Source organism: Pseudomonas sp. TMW22080, assembly GCF_022496745.1.
Lineage (GTDB): Bacteria > Pseudomonadota > Gammaproteobacteria > Pseudomonadales > Pseudomonadaceae > Aquipseudomonas > Aquipseudomonas bubulae.
In genome coordinates this window covers 1-25,532 of sequence record NZ_SCFF01000008.1, presented here as the reverse complement: position 1 = coordinate 25,532, position 25,532 = coordinate 1, and the positions used below count along the sequence as shown (strand labels likewise).

The following is a 25,532-nucleotide window of genomic DNA, read 5'->3' as shown; positions in this document are numbered from 1 at the left end:
TGCGAATTAAATCAAAAAGGCCAGAACGAGCGACGACCTTTCTCCAGCTCACCGCGACATTGGCCAAGCTGTGCACCATAGGTTTTGGACTGCTGCTCGACTTTACGCGCCACCTGCATCAACCAGGGTTTGGCGCGATAGGTATTGCGACTGTAACCCCCCCTGCCCTCGTGATACGCCAGGTACTGGTTATAGGTATCCCACTTGGAGATCCCCAATTGCCGCTGGGTACCCGCGGTGTACCAACCGATAAACATGATGGCGTCAGCGAAATTGTCGCGCGACCCGGAACTGCCCATGCTGTTTTCAAAGTCACGCCATGCCGGAGGCTGAGCCTGTGCATAGCCGTAGGACGGGCTGACCCGACCCCACGGGATGACCCACAAAAGGTAAGCACGAGGCGGAAGCGCATCGGCAACGAAGCTGCTTTCCTGCTTCATGATTGCCATCGCAACATGCACAGGCGTGCCCCAGCGCTCCTGCATCGCTACCGAGTCTTTGTACCAGGCCGGATATTGCCTATAGATACTGCACAGGTTGTTTTGATCTTTGGGCGGAGCAGTGACACAACCGGTCAACGTCACCAGTGCCAACGCCAGCACCCCTGCCGGTATGTGCTTCATTGATAGTCCAGACCGCTAATACAGGTTGGGCTCCATCTCCAGCTGCACCGCAAAGCGCTGCTCGATATCTGCCTGAATACGCTGCGCAAGGGCCAGCAACTGCAAACCGGTAGCCGACCCATAGTTGACCAGCACCAACGACTGCAGGCGATGCACTCCGGCATCCGCCTCACGAAAGCCCTTCCAGCCTGCAGTTTCGATCAGCCAGCCCGCCGCCAGCTTTACCTGGCCATCGGCTTGTGGGTAACCAATCAGGCCGGGGTGGGCCAATTTCAATTCCGCCGCCAGGCTTGCCGATACCAGCGGATTCTTGAAGAAGCTGCCGGCATTGCCCAACACCGCAGGGTCAGGCAGTTTTTCGCTGCGGATACTGCAGATAGCCCGACTTACATCACAGGCCGTCGGCTGCTCAATGCCCTGCTCGGCCAGGCGCTGACGCACAGGGCCGTACTCCAGATGCAGATGCATGGCCCTGCTCAGGGCAAAGCGCACACGCAAAATCAACCAGCGCCCGGCCTGCTGCTTGAACAGACTGTCACGATAGGCAAAGTTGCATTCGGCCAGACTGAACTCACGCAACTCGCCGGTTTGTCGGTCGAGCGCTGTAAGGCCTGCGAATACATCCTTGATCTCGACCCCATAGGCGCCGATATTCTGCATCGGCGCGGCACCCACGGTGCCAGGGATCAGGCTGAGGTTTTCCAGGCCCGACAAGCCCTGCTCAAGGGTCCACAGCACGAAGGCATGCCAGACCTCCCCCGCTTCAGCCTCCACCACTACCCGCTCGCCATCATCTTCCAGCAAGCGGATACCGCGACTGGCCATGCGCAAAACCAGCGCTGGCACATCGCCGGTCAACAGCAGGTTGCTGCCGCCGCCAATCACCAGCAACGGCAACTTGTGCTCAGCCGCACACAGCAAGGCCTGGCGCACATCATCATCGTTGTGCGCCTGGGCAAACAGGCTGGCCTTCACATCAACACCAAAGCTATTGAAGGGCTTGAGCGACGCATTGACCTGCATGTCCAAACTCATGACTCCAGCAAACGCCGAACGCGCTCAAGATCTTCCACGGTATCTACCCCGGCAGGCGGAGCTTCAAGCACATCGGCCACGTGAATACGCACACCATGCCACAGCGCCCGCAGTTGCTCGAGGCGCTCGGTGTTTTCGAGCCAGCAAGGCCCCCAGCTGACGAAGTCATGCAGGAAGCCCGCTCGATAGGCGTAGATGCCGATATGTCGACGGTAAGGCACGCCTGCTGGCAGTGCGTCCGGGTGCAGTGCAAAGTCATCCCGCGCCCAGGGCAACGTGGCCCGGCTGAAGGTCAGCGCCAGCCCGTTGATATCACTGACCACCTTGACCACATTGGGATTGAACAGCGTCTCGACATCATCGATAGGCTCGGCCAGGGTCGCCATGCTCGCCTCGCCATGGGCCGCCAGGTTGAGCGCAACCTGATCGATCACCTGTGGCGGGATCATCGGCTCATCGCCCTGCACGTTAACCACAATGGCATCGCTGGCCAGACCCAGTTGCGTAGCCACTTCGGCCAGGCGATCAGTGCCGGATTCATGGTCGGCACGGGTCAGCAGCACCTCGGCGCCGAACGCCTTGCAGGCCTCGACAATACGCATATCGTCAGTGGCAACGACCACACGTTGCGCGCTGCTTTTACAGGCCTGCTCCCAGACATGCTGGACCATCGGCTTGCCGGCGATCATTTGCAGCGGCTTGCCCGGTAAACGGGTCGAGGCATAGCGCGACGGGATAACGACGGTAAAAACCGGGATCATTTATCCAGACGCTCTTCGGCAGTGAGGGTGCGGGCTTCGGTTTCGAGCATTACCGGAATGCCATCACGGATCGGGTAAGCCAGGCCTGCGCCCTTGCTGATCAGCTCGGTCTTGTCGGCGCTGAGCTTGAGCGGGCCTTTGCAAACAGGGCAGGCGAGGATATCGAGCAGCTTGGTGTCCATAAATGTTCCCCTTGAGATGAGTTAGGGTAAAAGACGATCAGGTAAAAGACGCAGCAATTGTTGGTCAAACCACAACACAAAGGCCTCGGAAGGCACTGCATCAACAGCCAGATACCACCAGTCGGATGACGCGAAGTCACGGCACTTCACCGCGTCCTTTTCGGTCATGACCACGGGTAATGATGGCGAGAAATTCAATATTTCGGCGCTATAAGGCGCGTGATCAGCAAACGCATGAGCAATTGGCCGCCAGTGTAGCGTTTCAAGGGTGGTGAAGAAACGCTGCGGGTTGCCGATACCGGCGACCGCATGCAGAGCCTGCTGCGCAGGAAAAAAGTCCAGCGCCTTGCGCTCCCCACTCACCAGATTCACCAGTGCGGTGGGTTGCAACGCAAAGGCAAAACCGCCCTGCGGGTCGCTGGCAGCGCCGTTATAGAGCACCGCGTCAACGCTCTGCAGGCGCTCGACCGGTTCGCGCAGCGGCCCGGCAGGCAGGCAACGGCCATTACCCAGGCCTCTGGCATTGTCGATCAACACCAGCTCCAGATCCCGCGCCATACGGTAGTGCTGCAACCCGTCATCCGACAGGATCAGGTCCAGCGGCTCGCTGGCCAGTAGCGCCTTGATCGCCCGACTGCGGTCGGGATCGATCATCAGGGGCACACCGGTGCGCTGCACGATCAGCAAAGGTTCATCCCCCGCCTGCACAGCACTTTGCTCGGCGCGTACACGCCACGGCAGTTGCGGCGGGGTCGCGCCATAGCCGCGACTGACCACGCCAACGCGCAGTCCCTGGCGCTGACAGTGCTCTATCAGCCACAGGATTAATGGCGTTTTGCCGGTGCCGCCGACCGTGATGTTCCCCACCACGATCAACGGCACCGGCGGGCGATAGATCTCGCCCTCACCGGCGACAAAACGTGCCCGCTTGCGCTCAACCACCCGTCGGTAGAGGCATTCGAGTGGTCGCAACAGGATCAGCAGCGGATGCCCGGCATACCAGGCACGCAGTAAACGATCGGACATGGCCATCAGGGAGTCGTCTGCGCCTCAACCGTGGTCATGCGCAAATGGCTAAAGCCGAGCTTGCCGGCCGCGTCCATCGCGGTGATGACCGCCTGATGTTGCGTTTTGCCATCGGCGCTGATCGACAGCGGCAAACGGGTATCGCCACCGGACTCTTTCTGCAGGGCCTCCATCAGGCTGGCCAGATCATTCTTGGGCAACAACTGGTTATTCACCGAGAAAACCCCGTCTGCGCTGATGGCGATATCCAGTTGCTTGCCATTCTGCTCATCGCTGGGTGAACCGCTGACAGCCTCCGGCAGATCGACGCGCAACTGGGTTTCGCGGGTGAAGGTGGTGGTCACGACAAAAAACAGCAACAGGATAAACACCACGTCAATCAATGACGCGAGGTTGATATCAACTGTTTCCCGTGGCTTGCGGCGAAATTTCACGCTTTACTCCCGACCATATCGACTTCACGGTCGCCCTGAACCACTTCAACCAGCTTGATTGCCTCCTGCTCCATGCCAACCACCAGGTCGTCAACACGACGCTGCAGGAAACGATGGAAGAATACGGCCGGGATACCCACCATCAGGCCTGCGGCCGTGGTGATCAGCGCCTTGGAAATACCACCCGCCAGCACCGCAGCATTGGAGGTCATTCCCGAGCCCATGAACGAGCTGAAAATATCGATCATGCCCAGCACCGTACCCAGCAGCCCCAGCAAGGGTGCCATTGCGGCAATGGTGCCCAGGGTATTGAGGTAGCGCTCAAGCTCATGAATAACGCGCGCGGCGGCCTCTTCAATGCACTCTTTCATGATTTCGCGACCATGACGGGAGTTGGCCAGGCCCGCGGCAAGAATCTCACCCAGAGGCGAATCGGCACGCAATTGCTTGAGTTTTTCCTTGTCCATTTGCTTGTCTTTGATCCAGACCCAGACCTGACCGAGCAGATGCTCCGGGGTCACGCGACTGGCACGCAGGGTCCACAGACGCTCGACAATAATGCCCAGCGCGGCAACAGAGCTCAGAATGATCGGCAACATCATCCAGCCGCCGGATTTGACCAGTTCCCACACAGTGACAATCCCCTCGAAAAAGTGTGCCACTCTACCACAGGGGCAGCGTCAATCGCGCCAGAACCGGCGTTGGTCGCGCATGCTTTCAGCCTTGCCCGACGCCCCCAGGCGAAACTTCACCGCACCCTGCTCGGCGCTGTCCAGTACCTGCACCCCCAGCGCCTGATACCGGGCCATCACCTGTGGATGGGGATGACCGAAGCTGTTGCCATGCCCCCGGGAGATCAGCACGATTTCAGGCGCCAGCGCCTTGAGAAACACCATCGACGACGAGGTCTTGCTGCCGTGATGAGGAGCCTGCAACCAGCGGGTAGGCACGCCCAGCGGGCTTTGCAGCAAGGCACGCTCGGCCCTGGCATCGATATCCCCGGTCAGCAGCAACCGCTCATCACCGGCCTGCACCTGCAATACGCAGGACTTTTGATTACTGTCGCTGGCCCCCGCCCACTGCCAGAGTGAAAAACTCACACCATCCCATTCCCAAGTCTCCCCACTGACACAGGGTTGCGCCCGCAACGACTCCGCCAGCCCCGGCACATCGCCGCCAATCACCCGTTTCACGCTGACGCCCCGCTGCACCGCCAGCGCCCCACCGGCATGATCCGAATCGGCGTGACTGAGCAGCATCAAATCCAGCTCGGCCACCCCCATTGAACGCAAAACCGGCACCACCACCCGCTCACCCTGATCCAGATTCCCTGACTTGGGGCCTGCGTCGTACAGCAGAGTGTGATTGCGGGTACGCAAGGCAATCGCCAGACCCTGACCAACATCCAGCTGCAGCACCTCGACCTGACCGCGGGGGATCTGTTCACGGGGCGCAAACAGCGCCAGCAGCACCAGCGGCCAACCCAGCGGCCGCAAGACCACCCCCGCTGGCAATAACAGGATCAGCACTCCGGCCGCACTCAACAGCCAAATGTAAATCGGCACGGATACGGGCAACCACGGCGTAAACACATCGGCCAGAAGGCTCAAGCCCTGGACCAACCCATCGATCAGGCCACCTGACAGCCACAGCAGGTTTTCCCCCAGCCAGGGCACAGGCAACAGCAAGGTCCCCAGCAAAGCTGTTGGCAGCACTGCCAGGCTGATCCAGGGGACGGCTATCAGATTGGCCAGCGGCCCGGTCAGGCTGATGGGCAGATCGAGTATCCACAGCATCGGGAACAAGCCCAGGGCGATCAGGCCGTGAGGGCGCAACCACATGGCCCGCCACCCCCACGCCCCCAAGCGGCCACTGAAGGTAAAGAGAAGCACCGCCACGGCGCTGAATGACAACCAGAACCCAGCCCGCAAACTCGCCAGCGGCTCGACGATCAGCACGGCATTGAGCGCCAGCAAAAAAGGCAACCACACGCCCAGTTGCCGAAACCACAAACGCCATGCCAGCACCAGTCCGAGCATCATGCACGCGCGCTGCACCGGCACTTCAAAGCCCGCCAGCACGCCGTAACCCGTGGCGCCAATAAACGCCAGGGCACAAGCCCAGGGCAACCACGGCAAACGACGTGGCCACAGCCCATAACGCGCCAGCAAGGCGATAAATCCATAGATAAAGCCGGCAAACAGGCCAATATGCTGGCCCGAGATCACCAGCAGATGCACCGTGCCGGTCGCTTGCAACAACGTCCAGTCATCGCGACTCAGACCCGATCCATCACCCAGTACCAGCGCCGCCAACCACGAAGCCCGGCCCTGGGCATCAATGCGCAGCAGACGCTGACGCAAGCCGTCACGCCAGGCGTGACTGGCAGCCTCCTGTAAATGCCCCTGCTTGACCGTACCGGTCGCACCGATGCGCTGCGCCAGTAACCAGGCCTCAAAATCAAACCCCTGAGGATTGAGCAAGCCTTTGGGTTTCTTGAGTTTGACCGCCAGCCGCCAGCGCTCGCCGCTGTTCACCGCAGGGCCGCCATACCAGCTCAGCCTGATAGTCGCGGGTAAAGCACCGTGGCGCGACTTTGCCCCCTGCAATTCAAAGCGGACGGATGTTCCAGACTGCTGCGGCAAGCCGATCACACGCCCCTCGACCCAGAGCGTACGCCCGTCGAATGAGTCAGCCAGACGGTTATCCAGTGCCCTTTGCCCCTGAAAGCAGGCCCAGCACAGCCCAAGCACATAAAGCCCCACCGGCCAGCCCCTGCAGGCCAATAGCAACACCCCCGCCGTCGCCATCAGCAGCAACCACCCGGCAGACGGTAAACCAGGTAAAAACCGCAGCGTGATCAGGCCCGCTGCCAGCGCAAACATCCCTGTGTACATGCCTATACTCAACTTATCCCTTTGACTCGGATTAGCTGGAATCCCGGGGCCGCGCTTAAGAAATTGTCACAAAGTCTAAATAGGCATCCTGTCGAATTTGGGCATACTGCCCCCTTGACCTAGGGAGAGGCCCATGCCACGGCGTTTGATCAAACGTTTCATGCCAGATCCGGCCCTGATCAGGGAACACAAGTCCTTACGATTTTTGGGCACCTTGCTCCATGATCCCAACCTCTGGCACCTCAACCGTCACTCCGTGGCCCGGGCAATGGCGGTGGGCATTTTCGCGGCCTTTATACCCATGCCGTTCCAGATGCTTCTGGCGGCCTTTCTGGCAATAAGGGTTCGCAGCAATATGCCGATCTCCGTGGGCCTGGTATGGCTGACCAACCCCATCACCATGCCCCCGGTGTTCTATTGCACCTACCAGCTGGGCGCCTGGCTGATGAACGTGCCGGCGCGCACCCTGCCCGACGAACTGACCTGGGAATGGATCAGCGGCCAGCTCTCTACTGTGTGGCAGCCATTCTTGCTGGGCTCGGTGGTCTGCGGCGTGGTGCTCGGCGCATTGGCCTATTGTCTGACCATGCTCTATTGGCGCTGGTGGGTCAGCCATAAATGGAAAGCCCGCAAAAACAGGCACCCATAAAAAAGGCCCCGAACAGGGGCCTTTTTTATCCGCATGTCACAACAACTACTGACGCATCCCGCGCCCGCTGACCAGCAGCCTGGCGCAGCCGAAGTAGAGCACGATGGTCGCCACCACCATAAAGGTCAGCGCGACACTGATCTTGATGTCCGAAACGCCCAGGATGCCGTAGCGAAAGGCGTTGACCATATGCAGCACCGGGTTGGCCAGCGACACGCTCTGCCAGAACGGCGGCAGCAGGGTGATGGAGTAGAAAACCCCGCCCAGATACGTCAGCGGCGTCAGTACGAAGGTCGGAATAATCGAAATATCGTCGAAATTGCGTGCAAAAACGGCGTTGATAAACCCCAGCAACGAGAAAATCGTAGCGGTCAGCACCACCACCACAATGGTCAGGCCCAGGTGATGCACCTGCAGATGGGTAAAGAACAGCGACAGCAGGGTCACGATCAGGCCCACGATCAGGCCACGCAAGATCCCGCCCACGGTAAAACCGATCAGGATCGTGTGGGGCGACACCGGCGAGACCATCAGCTCTTCAATCGAACGCTGGAACTTGGCGCCAAAGAAGCTCGACACCACGTTACCGTAGGAGTTGGTGATCACCGACATCATGATCAGACCCGGCACAATGTACTCCATATAGGTGAAGCCACCCATATCGCCGATTTGCCGACCAATCAGGTTACCGAAGATCACAAAGTACAAAACCATGGTGATCGCAGGTGGCAGCAGGGTTTGCGGCCAGATCCGCATAAAGCGGCGGACCTCACGGTAAATAATGGTGTTCAACGCAATCAGGTTGGGACGCAGCTCCGAGCTCATACCGCCACCTTTGCCAGGTTTTTCTCGACCAACGACACAAACAACTCCTCAAGGCGATTGGTTTTGTTGCGCAAGCTCACTACTTCAATATTTTGCGCGGCCAATTGAGTGAACAGACCGGTAATGCCCACCACCTTGTCGACCTGGACCTCCAGGGTCGCGGCATCGAGCAACTGGCTCGGGTAGCCGATCAACTGAGGGGCAGCCTGCAGCGGTTGCTTCAAGTCGAGCAAAAAGGTCTCGACATGCAACTGTCCAAGCAGTTGGCGCATGCTGGTGTTTTCGACAATGGTGCCGTGATCGATGATCCCGATATTGCGGCACAGCTGCTCAGCCTCTTCCAGATAGTGGGTGGTGAGGATGATGGTGGTGCCCTGCTCGTTCAGCCCGGTGAGGAAGGACCACATCGAGCGGCGCAGCTCAATGTCGACACCGGCGGTAGGCTCATCGAGGATCAACAGACGCGGCTCATGCACCAAAGCCCGGGCAATCATCAGGCGGCGCTTCATGCCACCGGACAACGAACGCGATGGCGTGTCGCGCTTGTCCCAGAGCCCTAACTGCGTCAGGTATTTTTCGGCTCGTTCCTTGGCGATTTTCGCCGGAATACCGTAGTACCCCGCCTGGGTCACGACGATATCGAAGGTCTTTTCAAACTGGTTGAAGTTGAATTCCTGCGGAACCACACCAATCGAACGCTTGAGGGCTGCGGGATTGCGATCAAGATCATGGCCAAAGATATTCACCGTGCCGCCGGTCTTGTTGACCAGGGTCGAGAGAATGCCGATGGTGGTGGATTTGCCGGCACCGTTAGGGCCCAGCAAGGCAAAAAAGTCACCTTCGGCGACATCCAGATCGATACCACTCAGGGCCTGGAAACCGTTGCCGTAGGTTTTGGTTAGCTGCCGTATGGACAGAGCGGAACTCATATCGGATTACGCACCAAGATGGGGGAAAGGGGAATTGTAAATAAGGGCGAACAGCCTGTAGGACAAGTCCGACAAGACCCTATGGTGCTTGGCCTCGCCGCACAAGTACAGTCGCCCGTATTAATAGTGGCTATTAAGTCAACGCGGTCATGACGGCATTTCGATAGGCCGGACGCTGCTTCAAGCGCTCATACCATGCACTCAGGTGCGGTAGGGGCGGGCGTTCGATGGGCATTTCAAACCAGGCGTAAATGAAGCTACCCAGCGGGATATCACCCATGCCGATTTCATCACCGGACAAGTAGGGTTTTTCAGCCAGGGCCCGATCGGCCACGGCAAGCAATTCGCCGCTGGCCTTGATTGCGGCGTTGATTGCCACCCAGTCCTGCTGCTCGGCCGGCGTGCGCAAGACACCCCAGAACACCGTGCGAAACACCCCGGCAAAGGAAGTGCTGGTCCAGTCCATCCACTTGTCTGCCTGCGCCCGCACACGTGCATCGGTTGGGTACCATGACGTATCCGAGCCATATCTGGCAGTGAGGTAGCGCACGATGGTGTTTGACTCCCACAGCACGAAGCCGTCGTCCTCTTCAATCACAGGCACCTGGCCATTAGGGTTCAACGCCCGGTACTCAGGGCTGTTGACCACCCCAAAGGCGCCGCCCGCCTCTACCCGGCTATACGGCAACGCCAGCTCTTCAACACACCACAACGCCTTGCGCACGTTTGACGAATTCTTGCGACCCCACACTTTCAGCATGATCTGGCTCCTGATTGATAGACGCCGAAGGAGTCTACGCCGGGATGACGAACTCCGTCTCCAGCGCGAGGTCACTATCCCTACAACCCTGATCGAAAGTTGCGACTAAGCTCACAAGGGTGCACGCCCCTGATTTCATGGAGGATTGAATATGCTGTTGTTGTGGATACTGGTTCTGATTGTTGGCATCGCCTATATGGCCCATCGCCGCATCGCCCCCCTGACGATCATTGCCGTGGTCGCGGTGTATTTACTGGCCATGGGGGTTATCGGCCATGTACCTGGCGGGTTGCTGGCAATCCTCTGGCTGCTGCTGGCCGCGCCCACGGCCCTGCTGCTGTTGCCCGAACTTCGTCGCAAAATCTTTACCGCCCCCCTGTTCAACTGGTTCCAGAAGACCCTGCCGCCGATGTCGCAAACCGAACGCGATGCCATCGATGCCGGCACCGTGTGGTGGGACGGCCAGTTGTTTAGCGGCCGCCCCGACTGGAACCAGCTGCTGGCCTACCCCAAGGCCCGGCTGACCGAAGAAGAACAGGCATTTATTGACGGCCCTACCGAAGAGTTGTGCGCAATGGTCAGCGACTGGGAAATCGGCCAGGCCATGGACTTGCCACCGCAGGCCTGGGCGCACATCAAGGAGCATGGCTTCTTCGCCCTGATCATCCCCAAAGCCTACGGCGGTAAAGGGTTCTCGGCCTACGCCCATTCCCAGGTCGCCATGAAACTGGCCACCCGCAGTGGCGATCTGGCTTCCACCGTAATGGTGCCCAATTCCCTGGGCCCCGCTGAACTGCTGCTGCATTACGGTACCGATGAACAACGCGACCACTATCTGCCACGCCTGGCCCGTGGTGATGACATCCCCTGCTTTGCCCTGACCGGGCCACTGGCAGGCTCAGATGCCGGGGCAATGCCCGACACCGGGATCATTTGCAAAGGCCAATGGCAAGGTGAGGAAGTTATCGGCCTGCGCCTGAACTGGGAGAAACGCTATATCACTCTCGGCCCCGTCGCCACGCTGCTGGGCCTGGCGTTCAAGGCCCATGACCCGGACCATCTGCTGGGCGACAAAGAGGACCTGGGCATCAGCCTGGCATTGATCCCTACCGACACCCCCGGCGTCGAGATCGGCCGTCGCCATCTCCCCCTGGGCGCAGCCTTCATGAACGGCCCGAACTCGGGCAAAGATGTGTTTATCCCGCTCGACTACCTGATCGGCGGCCAGGAAATGCTCGGCAAAGGCTGGATGATGCTGATGAATTGCCTGTCGGTGGGACGCTCGATTTCGTTGCCGGCAGTGGGCACCGGCGCGGCCAAGTTCACCAGTCTGGTGACCGGCCAATATGCTCAGGTACGCGAACAGTTCAATGTGCCACTGGCCGCCTTCGAGGGCATTCAGGAGGCGCTGGCGCGTATCGGCGGCAATGCCTGGCTGATGGACAGCGCCCGCATGCTGACCGCCAACGCGGTGGATCTGGGGGAAAAACCCTCGGTTCTTTCGGCCATTCTCAAGTACCACCTTACCGAACGCGGCCGCGAGTGCATCAGCCATGCGATGGACGTGCACGGCGGCAAAGGCATCATCATGGGCCCCAACAACTACCTGGGGCGTAACTGGCAAGGGGCTCCGATCTTCATCACTGTAGAGGGCGCCAATATCCTCTCGCGCAACCTGATGATCTTTGGTCAGGGCGCCATCCGTTGCCATCCCTTTGTGCTGAAGGAAATGGCCTTGGCCGGGCGGGAAGATAAAGATCAAGCCATGCTGGAGTTTGACGCCCTGCTGCTCAAACACATTGGTTTTGCCATCAGCAACGCTTCCAGCACGCTGGTGTTGAACCTGGGCATTGGCCGTTTCGAAGCTGCGCCCGGCAACCCGTTGAGCCAGGGTTACTTCCGCGCGCTCAACCGTCAGGCGGCGGCGTTCGCCCTGCTCGCGGACCTGAGCATGATGCTGCTGGGCGGTGAGCTCAAACGCCGCGAACGCTTGTCTGCGCGCCTGGGCGATGTGCTGAGCCATTTGTATCTGGCGTCGGCCGCCCTCAAGCGTTATCACGACCTCGACTCGCCGCAATACCTTGATCCGCTGTTCAAATGGGCTATGGAAGAAAGCCTGGGCCACGCTGAGCGCGCACTGGATGAACTGTTGAAAAACTTCCCGAGCCGAACGCTGGGCTTTCTGTTGCGCGGCGTGGTATTTCCGTTTGGGCGCCGGCATACCGGTCCGTCGGACGCACTGGATGCCGAGGTCGCTGCAGTATTGGGCCGCGCCAAAGGGGATCCGGCACTTGAAGCAGTGCTCGCTGGCTGCTACCGCCCGCAATCGCCGGATGACGCTGTGGGCGCCCTGCAACATGCCAGCAACCTGCTGAGCGAAGCGCGCCCCCTGCACAAAAAACTCCACGAAGCGCTGAAAAGTGGCCAGGTAAAACCCGCTGCAGGAGAACCGTCCATCGATGCCGCGCTGCAAGCCGGGGTACTGCAACCGGCCGAAGCTGAAACCTTGCGCACCGCCGAAACCGCACGACGCAAGGTCATCGACGTGGATGACTTCAGCAAGGAAGAACTCAGCCACACAGAAGGAAAGATTCGATAACAGGACAGCGAGCGCGATGAGCTTTATACTCTCGCGCCCGTTTTACCCTAGAGGACACCCGCAATGGCCACCAACGATCTGAACCACAACCTTGTCCTGCTCGACATTCTGCGCAGCATCCTGGTTGCTGTCGGTGACGCTGAGCAGATCCCCGAGGAAAGCCACGCGCTGTTCCTGGAGCGTTTTGACGACATGCGCAGCTCGTTGCCGGTTGACCCGATCAACAGCCAGTACCTGGGCCAGGACATCATGTGCCAGGTAATCGAGCGCTATCCGCAGATCGCCCACCTGGTCCCGCGCGACCTGCTGTGGTACTTCGGCGGCGCCTGCTTCAACTTCCTGTCGGATGAAGAGCTGGACATGTATCAGGCCCTGGAAGAGCGCCGCCACGAAGCCGAACTGAACGATGAGCCGTTTGACTGGAATCAGGAAAAACAACTGATGGCGCTGCCCACGACACAAGACAGCCCGCAGCACTGATCGCAGTCCGACCCAAAAGCCCGCCCGGTTTTGCCTGGCGGGCTTTTTTTAAAGAAGCAAAAGCTCTGTAGCCGTTCCAACGGCTGCGTTCGGCGGCGCAGCCCTCGGCAACTGCTACAGGAACACTGCAACTGTGGGAGCGAGCCTGCTCGCGAAGGTCGTTCGCGAGCAGGCTCGCTCCCACAATAGGGCTTGACCTGCAACAGAGTATCTACAGATTACGCCACATCTCCAGCGTCGGTTCCTGCGCCATCCGCTCCACCAGAAAGTCGATAAACACTCGCAGCTTGGGCGGCAAATACCGGGTGGGCGTTTGTAGCAACCACACGCCGCCGTGGTAGGAAGCAATAAAATTCCACTCGGGCAGCACCTGCACCACCACCCCCTCCTCCAGCGCCTGGCGTGCCGTAAAGTACGGCAAGCTGCCGATCCCGATATGCTGCAACACCGCATCCAGGCGCACGCCCGTATGATTGGCCGCATAACGTCCGCGCACCCCCACCGTTACCGACCTGCCACCCTGCCTGAATTTCCAGCGCGCATCAGCCGGGGTTTCCCCCAGGTAAATGCAACTATGGTCACGCAAGTCCTCAGGCTGCTGCGGTACCCCGTGCCCGGCCAGATACTGCGGTGTGGCGCAGAGTAAATGCTCGATCGGGAACAGTTGGCGCCCCACCAGCCCCGGTGGCGGCTGGTCGGTAATGCGAATGCTCAAGTCAATGTTGTCATCGATCAAATCGACATAACGATCCTCGAGGATCAATTGCACATCAACCTTGGGGTAACGGCGCAGAAACTCGGGCATATGGGGATGTATCACATACCGCCCCACGGCCTTGGGCACGCTCAGGCGAATGAGCCCCTCGGCCTCCCGGGTAAAACGCCCGCTCAGGTCCATCACCGCCTGAGCCGAACAGGCCATTTCATCGCAACGTTTGAAAACCTCTTCACCTGCATCGGTCAGGCCGAGCTTGCGGGTTGTGCGTTGCAGTAAGCGAATGGCCAGGGCTTTTTCCAGTCGGGCAACACTGCGACTGACCGCCGAAGGCGATGTGCCAAGCTGACGAGCGGCTTCAGAGAAGCTGCCTGCCTCGACCACTTTCACAAACACGACCATTTCAGCCAGTAATGACAACGGGAGATTTATGCTCACAGCGCACAGGTCCATTGAAAATTTGATGGATTATCACACTCCTGGCTCCCCCCTATACTAAAAACGAAACCCGCTCAGGAACACCTCCATGACCCAACGCCTGTTTTTCAATGACGACGCCGTGAGCTGCGAGGTCGAAGTCATCCACTGCGCGCCCCAAGAAGACGGGTTTGCCGTCATCCTCTGCGCCACCCCCTTTCATCCCCAGGGCGGCGGGCAACCCAGCGACACGGGCTGGATCGGCGACAGCCAGGTCATCAAGGTTGTACAGGGACAGGATGCTATCGTGCACCACGTCAGCGTGCCCGTACCGACAGGCCGGGCACAGGCTCAGGTCGACGAAACCCGCCGTCGGTTGCATGCCCGCCTGCATTCGGCCGGGCATTTGATTGGTGTATGCGGCGAGCAACTGGGCTGGGTACCCACCAAAGCCCATCACTGGCCAGGCGAATGCCGGGTAAGCTTTGTAGCCGGCGACAATCCGCAACCCCTTGAGGCCGAGGCCGTACAGCACACCCTGGCACAATGGATCGCTGCCGACCTGCAAAGGCATACCTGCCTGGACTCGGAGCAGCGCGCCATCCGTTTTGGCGAGCTGCCGGGCTATCCATGTGGCGGCACCCATGTGCAATCCCTGGCTGAACTGGGCACCGTCAACGTGTTGTCCGTAAGTCAGAAAAAGGGCGTGCTCTCAGTACGCTACGCTCTGGCCTGACGCAATCAAGGAAGGGATAAAAAAAGCCGCTGCGCCATGGCCCGATCCAGTTTGGCGCGATACACCGCGATATAGTCATGGGAACTCTGTGCCCGGGCGTACAACGCCTGTTCACTCAGGGTGCGCTGTTGGGCCGTTTTCAAGTGGGCCACGTCAAAGTCGGCGGCGAGTGTGTCCATTGCCTTGTAATGAAAATGTGCAAACCACAACTCATTACCATCCAAAGTGCTAATGGCGTATTCCTCAAGATAATCCTTGCGCTGGCCTTTGGACAAAAACCGCCGCCTCCCCACGCGGGTAATGTTTACCTCGCCCTGGGCCTTTAAATACTCGACGTTGGCACCCGTTGGCGGCAGCCGCTTGATAATGCTGATGCGCAGGCTTCGGCCCTCGGCGCGCAACCTGCCGGCCGCCGCCTTCAGGTCGGTAATTAATGCCAAAGCGCCAGCTCTGCGCTCTTGAGTCAGGGGCTCAACCTCAGGGCTGGATGTGAGCACAATCCGCTCCATCTTCTGCGCCACCTCGTCGAGTGAGCTGGCTTTGAAGCTCAGAATTTCTTCTATTTCGATCGGTATTCTGGATGTTGCAGCGCTTGCCCTGTTCTGTGCAATGACTCCCGAAATCCGCTCCAGCAACGTGCGGGCGTCAGCCTGGAGTCGGGATAACGACTTGGCTTGTGAAGCCTGAAGAGTGGGTGGTCTGCTGCTACCGATTTCTTCCCATTCTCCCGCCTCTGTTTTGCGATAGGAGCGGATATTCATTTGATCGATGCCCTCAGTCACATCGACGATTTCATCTTCAGACTCCGAGGACGGAGGACGACGCTGCCCTACCAGCGTCAGGTTTTTTGTGGTCTTGATTACTTGCTGAGTCCCGCGGGACGATCCTGCCCCGGCTCCTGGCTCATTGATCAGGCGACTGGGGCCTGGCCGGGGCTCTTCTGCTTCAGAAGAGGAGCTTTCGGACTCACGGATAACATTCTGCATCTGGGCTTCTGCAAACGTTCTCAGGCTGCTTAGAACCTCAATAATGTCGGGCAGATATTCATTACGGAAATGCTCGGAGCCAAGACTGACAAGGTTCTGGCAAACGCCTTCCGCTGCGTCGTATTTTTCGATGGTCTTATCGAAGAAATCGAGATGCTCTCCGGGATACTTCGTCTCTTCACGGCGCAAGCTTAATTGCGACCAGGCGGTATCAATCAATGTTCCTTGCCCGAACAGATCAAATGCATATTGCTCTTCAGGTATGAGGTTGACCGCATCACGGCGGATCACCAGTTCGCACAGGGTTTCCAGGTAGGCGGCGGACCAGTGGCGGTCGAAATAATCCCGATTGGGTTGATTGATTATCTCTTCCAGTGCGCTGTATCTGGGCAACGGCCTGGTTCTGACCTCATCAAGGGCGTCGCACTCGCGCAGCGAGTTTTTATATAACCGCGCCTCTAGCCGTTCGGCCTGTTTCAAGTTGGTAATCCAGCGCTCATAGGGAGCACTCGAGCCATTGTTTATCTCTGCCAGAACCTCCAGCAGCGAAGCGGTATAAGAGACCCTGGAGTTGGATACCGGCAGTTCACGGAGCGCTTCTTCCAGGTAGTTCTGTAATTTGAACAGCCTCAAGGTCAGCTGTACCCAAGTCTCCTGTGTTCTGGCCTCAAAGCCCTCCAGGGGGATAATTTGGTTCGACCTGGTTTTGACGTTGATCATGTCCAGCACACCCGCGCGCCACGCTTCCAGCTCAGCTTCGTAGCGATCAACAAACGTCGCTCGCCGATCGGGAAATTTAGTCAGCAACTCTTCAGTCAGTTTCAGCACTCGGTCGCGCCTCAGAAGCTCTTCGTCCAGGCGTTCGGCCTCTTGCTGCAACGCGGCCACTTTCTGGGTCTTTTTCTCGCGCAATGCCTGAATGGTTTTTTTGGGACCGCCGCCGCGCAATCCCAAACGCAGATCGAGTTGCCACTGCCCGGCCTCATCCCTTCTCAGGCGCGGGCCAAATCTTTCAGGCTGCCTGTCGTCCTGGATCACCAGCCCATCCGCGTCACGGCCAACGCGATAGGTTTTGGCACCGATCTGCACATATGACTTGCCCTCATGGTTGATAACACCTTTTAAGGGGCCTACTTCGATGCGCGTGCCCTGGCTCAAGTCCAGATCCAGCACAAAAGTGTCCAGGCTTGCCTGCTGCAGCTCTGTCAAACGGGGCTGAGCACTGAACCATGAGAAGTCCAGGGACGAATACTGGCTGGCAGCACGGGGTTCAATATCGGGCTGTTTCTTTTGCGCGATAACGCTAGCGGACACTGGCTCAACCGCCGGGAGGGCCTCAGGTTTATAGATCGTAAACAACGGTTCATCGACAGGGGCACTCAAGCGTAACCGGGCATTGGCTTTTGCCTTGAATCTCAGACCTTCGTGCAGAAGTGCCAGGCTGATATTGAATAAAAGATCGATAACCGTTTGTTGCCCCGCCTCTTTATCGCCATCAATTCGCGCCTGCAAACCGCTATCAAGGCTCAACAGGGTCTGAAAAAGCCAGGCGGCTTTCTGCAAGGGCCCACTGAGGAAAAACGTCAACCCGTTAAACAGGCTCCAGCCATAGTGCTTGAGCAGCATCCAGCGACGCTCAGAGGTCGACACCGTCTGGTTGTCCGCCATGCTCATCAACGCACTGACGTTGGCGTCAAACATCGCCCCGTAGTAGTTGCCCACCAAGCTACGCGTACTCAAGGTCGCCGGGCGACGTGGCAACAGGGCCAAAAAACCCTCCAGCAGTACATTCTCCAGATGCGGTCGCGCAAAACCGCCGTCGGCGTAATAACCACGGGCGTCATCGTCCAGCCAGGTCAATATGCTTTCTTGCAGCTCACCCGGATGCTTGATGGCGTCAAACAATGCGGGCCAGCTGGCATACTCCAACAAGGGTTCAGGGGCAAAAGGCCGGTACAGGATAAAGGGCCCTGTCTGGATATTCAGCGAGCCGAAGACAAACATGTTCGCCGCCGTATCAACTCTGGCCCCTTCATAGGCGTAAAAGCCCAGGGGCCGCACGCACACATAGTCATGGCTGACCGACCGTTGCGCGTCGTGGCGCATGACCTGGGTGACCACATGCAAGCCCTGCGGGGTAAAACCGGCTTGCCCCCTGATTTTTTTCTCCAGGGCCAACAGCGGCAATTGAATTCTCAGTTGGGCCGCATATAACGCCTCGCGCTGCATGACTTGCTTGTCGTCGTCCACCAGGTAACCCTTGAGTAGCGCGATATAGCCCACTCCCACATCCAGCTCATCCACAAGGCTTTTCACGTAGCCACTGGTCAACCAGTCAGGTACTGGGGCGCCTGTGCGATCCTTGACCGCGATCAGGCCGACTGGCCAGCCGCCTCTGTAGCCAAGGACAAACTCGACAAAAGACAGCACATCGTCGCTGAAAACAGGCAGCTGCAAGTTTTCGACCCCCACGTCATGTATCTCAATGTGCGAGATATCGAGGCCTGACCGCGGATGATCGCGCTCGATGCGTTGCCTGATCATTTTCTCGGCGTACACCGGCAATGCATCAATACCGTCCAGAAAGGTGCGGCCCCGGGTCTGGCGCTGCCAGATCACTTCTGCGCTCATCAACCTGCTGTAGTCCAATTGATCCACGGAGCTGGCCTGCTTGAGCCACTCGGGCAATACGGAGATCACATTCTCCAGGTGCGGGCGTTCCTGCTCGCTGAAAAACGGGAACATCGCAGCCGCTTCGTCCAGCACCTGCTCCAGTCGCCCGACGCTCCACTTGCCAGCCTGAGCGGCTTGCCCCACACGCACCATGTTGCGCAACTGCTGGTCGAGCAAGGTGCGGGCCAGGCCGGTGATAAAGTCCCCCTCGGGCTCATGCAGACTCCAGCTCAACAACCGAACGGGGGCAACCTGCAACACACGAGTCAGCATGCAGGTAGCGAACGCCTGTACCGAGCTGAAGGACTCAACCCCGTGCTCCAGTGAATAACCGAGCACAATCAGGTGATCGGGCATTTGCCGGGTGATCAGCACCACACCCGGCAGTTGAAAGCGCCGCCGAACGTTGTTCTCTGTACCGTCGATATTGACCAGATAGGCGTGCACCGGGGTTTCGAGGGTTCCTCTGGCCCGATTGTCCCTGTCAGGGAAGGATGCAACCACCGCCAGCACGACTGCCTGATCGGCAGGTAAGGCAGGCACGCGGTTTTGCATCAGGGCGGCACCCCCCAGGGCCATCCGTAACACTTCGCTCAACCATTGAAGCGGGGCCAATGAGCCGTTTTGCCTGTCACTCCAGAATTCGGCCAACGCCTGTTGATAGGCCGCAATCAATAACCCCGAATGGTCGTTGATGATGCTTTGCAGCTCCGCCATGTTCACCGCCAATGGATGCGCAGACAGTTCGTTTTTATCGACGCTCAGGCGGTGAAACCCCTGGATAAGCACCACCGGCGTTGAGTCGATAAAGCACTGAATCATCACATCCGCAACGGCCATGAAACGATAGCGCCTGGGCATGCCCGGTGAGTTCTCATGGCTCAATGGCTCAGCGATAGCGAGCTGCGTAAAATCCACGTTCAGGGCCGGGTATTTATCCTGTAGCGCTTGCTTGAACCAGCTGGCAACGACACCTTGAAACGTCGGGCGCAGGGCAAAACTGTGACCCGCAAAGCTACTCAGGGCCGAGTAGCGGATCATGGCATCAGGGGTGGTCGAAAGTGTTTTCATGACAGTTCATCGCGTTGAATTAGACGAGGGTTACGCCCGCGAGAGGCAGAACCGGATCGGCTGATTAAACGCAATGAATCCGCATTACAGGCGGTATCTGGATATGTACAGGATCAGGCACTGGTGCGCCGGCGCTGGACGAAACGACCGACGTAGTCATCTGCCGGAGCCTGCAGAATCTCTTGCGGGCTGCCGACCTGGATCAACTGCCCGTCCTTGAGTACGGCAATACGATTGCCAATGCGCAACGCTTCGTCCAGGTCATGGGTGATAAACACGATGGTTTTTTGCAAAGTGCGCTGCAATTCCAGCAACTGATCTTGCATCTCTGCACGGATCAAAGGATCCAGGGCACTGAAAGCTTCGTCCATCAGGATGATGTCGGTGTCGGTGGCCAATGCCCGTGCCAGGCCGACGCGCTGACGCATGCCGCCCGACAGCTGATGAATGAACACCTGCTCGTAACCTTGCAGGCCGACCACGGAAATCCAGTGGAGGGCCCGCTGCTGGCATTGCGCGACGCTCTCGCCCCGGACTTTCAGGCCATAGGCGACGTTATCCAGTACGTTGCGGTGAGGCAGCAGGCCAAAATTCTGAAACACCATGCTGATCTTGTGTCGCCGAAAATGGCGCAAGGCAGGCATGTCGTAATCCAGGATGTCTTCTCCGTCGACCAGGATCTGACCACTGCTGGGGTCGATCAGCCGATTGAGATGACGCACCAGCGTGGACTTGCCTGACCCGGACAAGCCCATGATGACAAAAACCTCTCCCGCCCTGATCGATAGCGAAATGTCATTGATGCCCACCACGCAGCCTGTTTCGGCCAGCACTTGGTCTTTACTCTTGCCCGCGCGGATCATCGCCAGCACGGCCTTTTCGCGATTGCCGAACACCTTGTAAACGTTGCGTACTTCAATTTTGTTGACGGTCATTTCTGATCCCCATGCCGAGGTCGGCCATAAGCCTGGGTAATGCGGTCGATGACCACCGCCAGAATCACGATAGCCAGCCCGGCTTCCAGCCCTTTACCGACGTTGAGGGTCTGAATGCCTACCAGCACGTCTTCGCCAAGACCGCGTGCACCGATCATCGAGGCAATCACCACCATCGACAGGGCCATCATGGTGGTCTGGTTGATACCGGCCATGATGCTGGGCATGGCCAGCGGCAATTGCACACCGAACAACTGTTGCATCGGCGTGGCACCAAAGGCATTGATCGCCTCCATCACCTCGCGGTCGACCTGGCGCAGGCCCAGATCGGTCAGACGGATCAGCGGTGGTACGGCATAAATCACAGTGGCAAAAATCGCTGGCACCTTGCCCAGGCCAAACAGCATCAGCACCGGGATCAGGTACACGAAGCTGGGCATGGTTTGCATGATATCCAGCAGCGGCATCAGCACCGAACGCAGACGGTTGCTGCGGGCGGCCAGAATCCCCAGCGGGATGCCCAGCAGCACAGCAATCACCGTGGCCACCAGCATCAGCGCCAGGGTCTGCATCAGCTTGTCCCACAGGCCAACAGCACCTACCAGGAACAACAGGCCGACAATCAGCAAGGTGCTGAAAATTTTGCGCGTGGCATGCCAGGCAATGGCGCCGACGATGATCAGCATCAGCCACCACGGGGTCAGGCGCAGCAGGTTTTCGAGGTGGATGATGGCCCACAGCAGCGTGTCGGAGATGTGCCGAAACACATCGCCGTAGTTGCTCACCAGCGCATCAACGCCATCATTGACCCATCCTGCGATGGAAAACGTCAGATTTTCAGGAAACATGCGGTGCTCTTGTTCAAGGAATTAATTCGCTTTAAGCGCCGCATCGACCTTGGCCGCCGCTTCAGGAGTAACCCAGGCATGCCAGATCTGCGGTTGCTCGCGCAAAAAGGCCTGCGCCGCCTTACTCGGTTCGGTGCGTTTTTCGCTCATTTGCGCCAGGGTTGTGTTCAGCAGATCGATCGGGAAATCGACCTTCTGGTAGAACTCGACCAGTTGCGGGTATTGCTTGCTGAACGGGGTCGACACGCCGATCGCCAGTTTCGCCGGCAAGGAGCGGGTGCCCTTGGGGTTGGGATTGTTGGCGTCGGCCAGGGTTTTCCAGGCTTCGGCATCGAAGGCAGGCTCTTCGAGTTTTATCAGTTTGTAGCGGCCAATCAGCGGGGTTGGAGACCAGTAGTAAAACAACACCGGTTTGCCACGCTTGATCGATGAGCTGACCTCGGCATCCAGCGCCGCGCCGGAGCCTGTACGAAAGTTCACGAAGTCCTTGTCCAGCCCGTAGGCCTTGAGCTTTTGGCTGTTGACGATTTCAGAGGTCCAGCCGGTAGGGCTATTTAGAAAGCGACCGCGAGAAGGGTCTTCCTGATCGCGGAAAACATCTTTGTAGCGTGCCAGATCGTTGACCGACTTCAAGTCCGGGGCCAGTGCCTTGATGCCTTTTTCAGGGTCGCCCTTGATCACATACTCCGGCACCCACCAGCCCTCGCTGGCGTTCTTGACGATATCGCCCAGCCCCAGCACCTTGCCCTCGGCTTCGGCCTTGATCCACACCGGGCTGCGCCCTGCCCACTCTTCACCAATCACTTGAATATCGTTTTTGGCCAGTGCTGCTTCCAGACTGACTGTGCTGCCGGGCAATGTGTCCGTCGCCACGTCGTAGCCTTTCTCTGTAATCAGGCGCAGCACTTCGGTAATCAGGCTGCCGCTTTCCCAGGTGATATCACCAAAGTGAACCGGTGCCTTCTGCTCGGCCAGCACCGGTTGGGTGATCAATGCACAGGCCAGCAGCGGACCACCGAGCCATTTTTTCAAGTTATTCATGCGGATTCTCTTGTTATGGAGGGGCGGTAGGTGGGTTGCGCGGTGGCGTGCATGGCGCAACGCTTGAGGGCGCGAACCATGTAGTCACTCACGCTGCGCCGGGATATGCCCAGCTGTTGTGCGATTTCGGGATACGTCAGGCCATTGATCCGTGATAGAACGAAGGTTTCCCTTACCTTGTCGGGCAAACCATCGAGCCGGGCATCAATCATCTGCAAGGCTTGAATTGCCTGGGCCAGGGTCTCTGGCGAGGGGAAATGAAGGGGTTCTTGCTGTTGCACGCTCATCAGATAGGCCCGTTCCACATCCCGGCGACGCCACAGTTGAAAGATCAGACGCCGGGCGATAGTCGTCAACAACGCACGCGGCTCGCGGATGACCTGCCCCTGAGGTGCGCTTAAAAGCTGGGCAAACGTGTCGGCCGCGATGTCTTCAGCGTAGCTGCTGGAATCGAGGTAACGGCACAAACGTGCATGCAGCCACAAATAGTGGGTGCGATAAAGCTGGCTCACATGGTCGCGGTGAGCGATGTCGGCGCCGGACATAGGGGCTCCAGGAATTAAACAGAACGGTATGTCCGGTGATCCGGTGCGGCGATCCTAGCAAATGGTTTTATGCAATTTAAATACTAAAAAAACATTTGTTTATTCGTTTCAGCTATTAAGTATGGCTCCACTACTGCAACACGTCATACCCGAACTCAGCCGCTTCCTGCCGATAATCGAGAACCATCTGATAATCCGCTTCACTGGCTGGTAAAACTTCCCGCAGCCCCAAGGTTAGAGCTACTTCGGGTAATTGCTCCAAGGCCGTATTCATTGCCTGGCGAATCTGCCCTGCGCCGTCACGTCCGGCACTGAGCGCAGTGATGTAAGGCAAGGTCGGGCTGGAGGCCGTACGCGCCACAATCCGCAGCCCGGCAACTTCTGCCGGCGCATAGCGGGCCAGGTAGGCATAGGTCACGCTGTCGATGGCGGCAAGGTCGGCCCAACCTTCGCGCACCCAGCGCAGGCTTTGCCGGTGCGCGCCGCTGACGGCCACGGAGGCAAAAAAGCGCCCACCGCGCTGCAGGGGCGCAAGGCGATGGCGCAATAGATTCATGCCGCTGTTGGAGTGCTGATCATTGATCACCCCGCGGCTGCCCGCGAAAGCGCCCAGATCGCGGCGCGGATCTGCATCACGGCTGACAATCACACTGCAATGCTCCCCCCCATGGCTGTCGGGCCATTCGTAATGCGGGCGACCGACCAATTGCACCTGACCGCGCAACTGGGTCAACAGCGGATAACCGCAGGTCTGGCTCAGCAACAACTCGGGGGCCCTGAACAACTCCAGCAGGCCAAGGCCCCGGGCATCGCCACGGGTATGCTGCAAAAGCTCGAGAACACGGGTCAACCAGCGTTCATTGGCTTCGCTGACCTGCTGGGGGGCTACATACATTGCCAATTCGGCATAACGGCCAGACATGGAAGGCACCTTGTGAAATTAACTGAACGGATGCTGCGGGCTATCAATCGCCTGCACCGCGTGACGGCGAATCAGTTCACCGTAGCCTTGCACCAGAAAACCGCCGCTGCGCTGCTGCCACTGCTCTCGTCGCGCACGGTAGACCCTGGGCATGTAAAACCACGGCAAACCCGGTAAATCATGGTGCACCAGATGCAAGTTGAGGTTCAGGAACAGCCAGGTCCAGGGCCAACCGGCTTCATTGAGTACCGTTCGCTGTTCCGGCCGGGATGCGGGACGGTGCTCATAAAAGGAACGAACCATGCCCACTGACAAAACCGGCACGGTAACCAGAAATACATACTGCCAAACAGCCAGTTCGCTGCAGTACGCGATGAAGGCAAACATCAGCATCGTGAAAAAACCGTGGGTCAGCCACATGCACCAGGCTTTCCGCTCGCCGCTGCGCAGGCGATGCAACTCCTCCCTGGCCATGCCAAACAATGCCAGGGGCGGGCCCAGCAGCAGGCGTCCGGGCACCGTTTTGTTCAGCCAGAGCAAACCACGCAGCAGACTGGAACTGCCCTGCCAGTGAGCCTGGCTTAAATAGCGGCTTTCGGGGTCAATGCCGGGCAAGGTCAGGTCATGATCGCGGTGATGCTGCAAATGGCTGTCGCGATAGAGGGTATAGGGGTACCACAGCGCAAAAGGTGCGTAGCCCAGCACCTTGTTAAGGTTGCTGGAACCTGTGGGGTGGCCGTGCAGCAGTTCGTGCTGCACCGACATCCACAGCACCACCACCGGGATCAGCAGCACAATCGTCCAGCCAGCGCCAAGCACCGGGCTGCCCAGCAGCAACGCAAACCAGGCGGTGGGAACGGCAAGCAGCAATAACCAGGTAGGCCACTGGGTTCGACCGGTGAAGGTACGGGACAAGGCCTGGATGTCCCGTTGTTGGGCGCTATCGAAATAATGCGACATCTGATGAACTCAAAACAGGTTTGAATCCTTGTTGCGCCAGTCGCAGTTTTCTTGCAGATCGATTGGTTATGAGCTTAGAGGTGTTTGCGTACGGGTCGAAAAGCAAACCCCGGAAACGCAAAAAGCAGCCCGAAGGCTGCTTTCTGTGTGTTTTTTGAAACTGCGTTGCTCCAAAAAACAAAATTTGGAGCGGGAAACGAGACTCGAACTCGCGACCCCGACCTTGGCAAGGTCGTGCTCTACCAACTGAGCTATTCCCGCAATAATGGCGTCCCCTAGGGGACTCGAACCCCTGTTACCGCCGTGAAAGGGCGGTGTCCTAGGCCACTAGACGAAGGGGACGTTGCCCGAAATGTACACGTACATTTCAGTGCCAGATCACTAACAAACGTTAGTCTCTTGGCTTTCACTCAACTTCGCCCGAAAGCAAAGCTGCTTAAAAATGGAGCGGGAAACGAGACTCGAACTCGCGACCCCGACCTT

At 58.6% G+C, this 25,532-nt stretch carries 23 protein-coding genes and 2 tRNA genes; 4 read left to right on the top strand and 21 right to left on the bottom strand.

The annotated features are described in order from the left end of the window. Positions 1-11 precede the first annotated feature (11 nt). From EQV96_RS22880 to EQV96_RS22845, 8 genes are read right to left on the bottom strand one after another with little or no spacing between them, the layout of a single operon-like run. On the bottom strand, positions 12-623 hold the full coding sequence (locus EQV96_RS22880) for a hypothetical protein (RefSeq protein ID WP_240882444.1): 612 nt from the start codon (positions 621-623) through the stop codon (positions 12-14). Between the two features lie 15 nt (positions 624-638). Then, positions 639-1,658 carry a UDP-N-acetylmuramate dehydrogenase gene (gene murB, locus EQV96_RS22875; RefSeq protein ID WP_095003148.1) on the bottom strand — a complete coding sequence of 340 codons (1,020 nt, stop codon included), beginning with the start codon at positions 1,656-1,658 and terminating at the stop codon, positions 639-641. Next, positions 1,655-2,419 (bottom strand): 3-deoxy-manno-octulosonate cytidylyltransferase, encoded by a 765-nt coding sequence (gene kdsB / locus EQV96_RS22870; RefSeq protein ID WP_095019638.1) that lies wholly within the window; start codon positions 2,417-2,419, stop codon positions 1,655-1,657. Before kdsB ends, murB begins: the two co-directional genes overlap by 4 nt. Further along, positions 2,416-2,601 carry a Trm112 family protein gene (locus tag EQV96_RS22865; RefSeq protein ID WP_086796064.1) on the bottom strand — a complete coding sequence of 62 codons (186 nt, stop codon included), beginning with the start codon at positions 2,599-2,601 and terminating at the stop codon, positions 2,416-2,418. Before EQV96_RS22865 ends, kdsB begins: the two co-directional genes overlap by 4 nt. A 21-nt stretch (positions 2,602-2,622) precedes the next feature. After that, positions 2,623-3,633 carry a tetraacyldisaccharide 4'-kinase gene (lpxK, locus tag EQV96_RS22860; RefSeq protein ID WP_095019637.1) on the bottom strand — a complete coding sequence of 337 codons (1,011 nt, stop codon included), beginning with the start codon at positions 3,631-3,633 and terminating at the stop codon, positions 2,623-2,625. Further along, a complete protein-coding gene (locus EQV96_RS22855) occupies positions 3,633-4,061 on the bottom strand; it encodes a biopolymer transporter ExbD (protein WP_095003145.1) in 429 nt (142 codons plus the stop codon). The genes lpxK and EQV96_RS22855 overlap by 1 nt, the downstream gene beginning before the upstream one ends. Then, a complete protein-coding gene (locus tag EQV96_RS22850) occupies positions 4,058-4,693 on the bottom strand; it encodes a MotA/TolQ/ExbB proton channel family protein (RefSeq protein ID WP_095003171.1) in 636 nt (211 codons plus the stop codon). Before EQV96_RS22850 ends, EQV96_RS22855 begins: the two co-directional genes overlap by 4 nt. 48 nt (positions 4,694-4,741) lie before the next feature. Next, on the bottom strand, positions 4,742-6,946 hold the full coding sequence (locus tag EQV96_RS22845) for a DNA internalization-related competence protein ComEC/Rec2 (RefSeq protein ID WP_240882451.1): 2,205 nt from the start codon (positions 6,944-6,946) through the stop codon (positions 4,742-4,744). Positions 6,947-7,091: 145 nt separating this feature from the next. Between EQV96_RS22845 and EQV96_RS22840 the strand changes: the two genes are divergently transcribed. After that, positions 7,092-7,607 carry a DUF2062 domain-containing protein gene (locus tag EQV96_RS22840; RefSeq protein ID WP_095003143.1) on the top strand — a complete coding sequence of 172 codons (516 nt, stop codon included), beginning with the start codon at positions 7,092-7,094 and terminating at the stop codon, positions 7,605-7,607. 45 nt (positions 7,608-7,652) lie between these two features. Here the strand turns inward: EQV96_RS22840 and EQV96_RS22835 are convergent, their stop codons facing one another. From EQV96_RS22835 to EQV96_RS22825, 3 genes are all read right to left on the bottom strand, one after another. Then, positions 7,653-8,432: an ABC transporter permease gene (locus tag EQV96_RS22835; protein ID WP_095003142.1), complete on the bottom strand. Its 780-nt coding sequence runs from the start codon at positions 8,430-8,432 to the stop codon at positions 7,653-7,655. After that, on the bottom strand, positions 8,429-9,361 hold the full coding sequence (locus EQV96_RS22830) for an ABC transporter ATP-binding protein (RefSeq protein WP_095003141.1): 933 nt from the start codon (positions 9,359-9,361) through the stop codon (positions 8,429-8,431). Before EQV96_RS22830 ends, EQV96_RS22835 begins: the two co-directional genes overlap by 4 nt. Positions 9,362-9,494: 133 nt before the next feature. Continuing rightward, complete coding sequence (locus EQV96_RS22825) at positions 9,495-10,121, bottom strand: glutathione S-transferase (RefSeq protein ID WP_095021015.1); 627 nt, start codon at positions 10,119-10,121, stop codon at positions 9,495-9,497. 151 nt (positions 10,122-10,272) lie between these two features. Between EQV96_RS22825 and EQV96_RS22820 the strand changes: the two genes are divergently transcribed. Both EQV96_RS22820 and EQV96_RS22815 read left to right on the top strand, forming a co-directional pair. Next, positions 10,273-12,720: an acyl-CoA dehydrogenase gene (locus EQV96_RS22820; protein ID WP_095019634.1), complete on the top strand. Its 2,448-nt coding sequence runs from the start codon at positions 10,273-10,275 to the stop codon at positions 12,718-12,720. Positions 12,721-12,783: 63 nt separating this feature from the next. After that, on the top strand, positions 12,784-13,200 hold the full coding sequence (locus tag EQV96_RS22815) for a PA2817 family protein (RefSeq protein ID WP_083369822.1): 417 nt from the start codon (positions 12,784-12,786) through the stop codon (positions 13,198-13,200). Between the two features lie 211 nt (positions 13,201-13,411). On the opposite strand, the gene EQV96_RS22810 is transcribed toward EQV96_RS22815, so the two are convergent. Beyond that, on the bottom strand, positions 13,412-14,353 hold the full coding sequence (locus tag EQV96_RS22810) for a LysR family transcriptional regulator (RefSeq protein ID WP_095003170.1): 942 nt from the start codon (positions 14,351-14,353) through the stop codon (positions 13,412-13,414). Between the two features lie 88 nt (positions 14,354-14,441). Here EQV96_RS22810 and EQV96_RS22805 point away from each other — a divergent pair, with 88 nt between their 5' ends. Next, positions 14,442-15,068: a hypothetical protein gene (locus tag EQV96_RS22805; protein ID WP_095021013.1), complete on the top strand. Its 627-nt coding sequence runs from the start codon at positions 14,442-14,444 to the stop codon at positions 15,066-15,068. 5 nt (positions 15,069-15,073) lie between these two features. Here the strand turns inward: EQV96_RS22805 and EQV96_RS22800 are convergent, their stop codons facing one another. From EQV96_RS22800 to EQV96_RS22760, 9 genes are all read right to left on the bottom strand, one after another. Then, on the bottom strand, positions 15,074-19,798 hold the full coding sequence (locus EQV96_RS22800) for a DUF6543 domain-containing protein (protein WP_240882443.1): 4,725 nt from the start codon (positions 19,796-19,798) through the stop codon (positions 15,074-15,076). A 113-nt stretch (positions 19,799-19,911) separates the two neighbouring features. Then, a complete protein-coding gene (locus EQV96_RS22795; RefSeq protein WP_095003136.1) occupies positions 19,912-20,733 on the bottom strand; it encodes a glycine betaine/L-proline ABC transporter ATP-binding protein in 822 nt (273 codons plus the stop codon). After that, the gene (locus tag EQV96_RS22790) at positions 20,730-21,581 is read right to left on the bottom strand and encodes a proline/glycine betaine ABC transporter permease (RefSeq protein WP_095003135.1); all 852 of its coding nucleotides are present in this window, start codon (positions 21,579-21,581) and stop codon (positions 20,730-20,732) included. The genes EQV96_RS22795 and EQV96_RS22790 overlap by 4 nt, the downstream gene beginning before the upstream one ends. A gap of 21 nt (positions 21,582-21,602) precedes the next feature. Next, positions 21,603-22,622 carry an ABC transporter substrate-binding protein gene (locus EQV96_RS22785; protein ID WP_095019630.1) on the bottom strand — a complete coding sequence of 340 codons (1,020 nt, stop codon included), beginning with the start codon at positions 22,620-22,622 and terminating at the stop codon, positions 21,603-21,605. After that, a complete protein-coding gene (locus EQV96_RS22780; protein WP_240882442.1) occupies positions 22,619-23,167 on the bottom strand; it encodes a sigma-70 family RNA polymerase sigma factor in 549 nt (182 codons plus the stop codon). Before EQV96_RS22780 ends, EQV96_RS22785 begins: the two co-directional genes overlap by 4 nt. Before the next feature lie 130 nt (positions 23,168-23,297). After that, positions 23,298-24,089: a PhnD/SsuA/transferrin family substrate-binding protein gene (locus EQV96_RS22775; RefSeq protein WP_095003132.1), complete on the bottom strand. Its 792-nt coding sequence runs from the start codon at positions 24,087-24,089 to the stop codon at positions 23,298-23,300. Positions 24,090-24,107: 18 nt separating this feature from the next. Beyond that, positions 24,108-25,049, bottom strand: a complete 942-nt coding sequence (locus EQV96_RS22770; protein WP_095027219.1) for a fatty acid desaturase — start codon at positions 25,047-25,049, stop codon at positions 24,108-24,110. A 185-nt stretch (positions 25,050-25,234) separates the two neighbouring features. Further along, positions 25,235-25,310 (bottom strand) — tRNA-Gly (locus EQV96_RS22765). Positions 25,311-25,315: 5 nt separating this feature from the next. Next, positions 25,316-25,391 (bottom strand) — tRNA-Glu (locus tag EQV96_RS22760). Between the last annotated feature and the right edge of the window lie 141 nt (positions 25,392-25,532).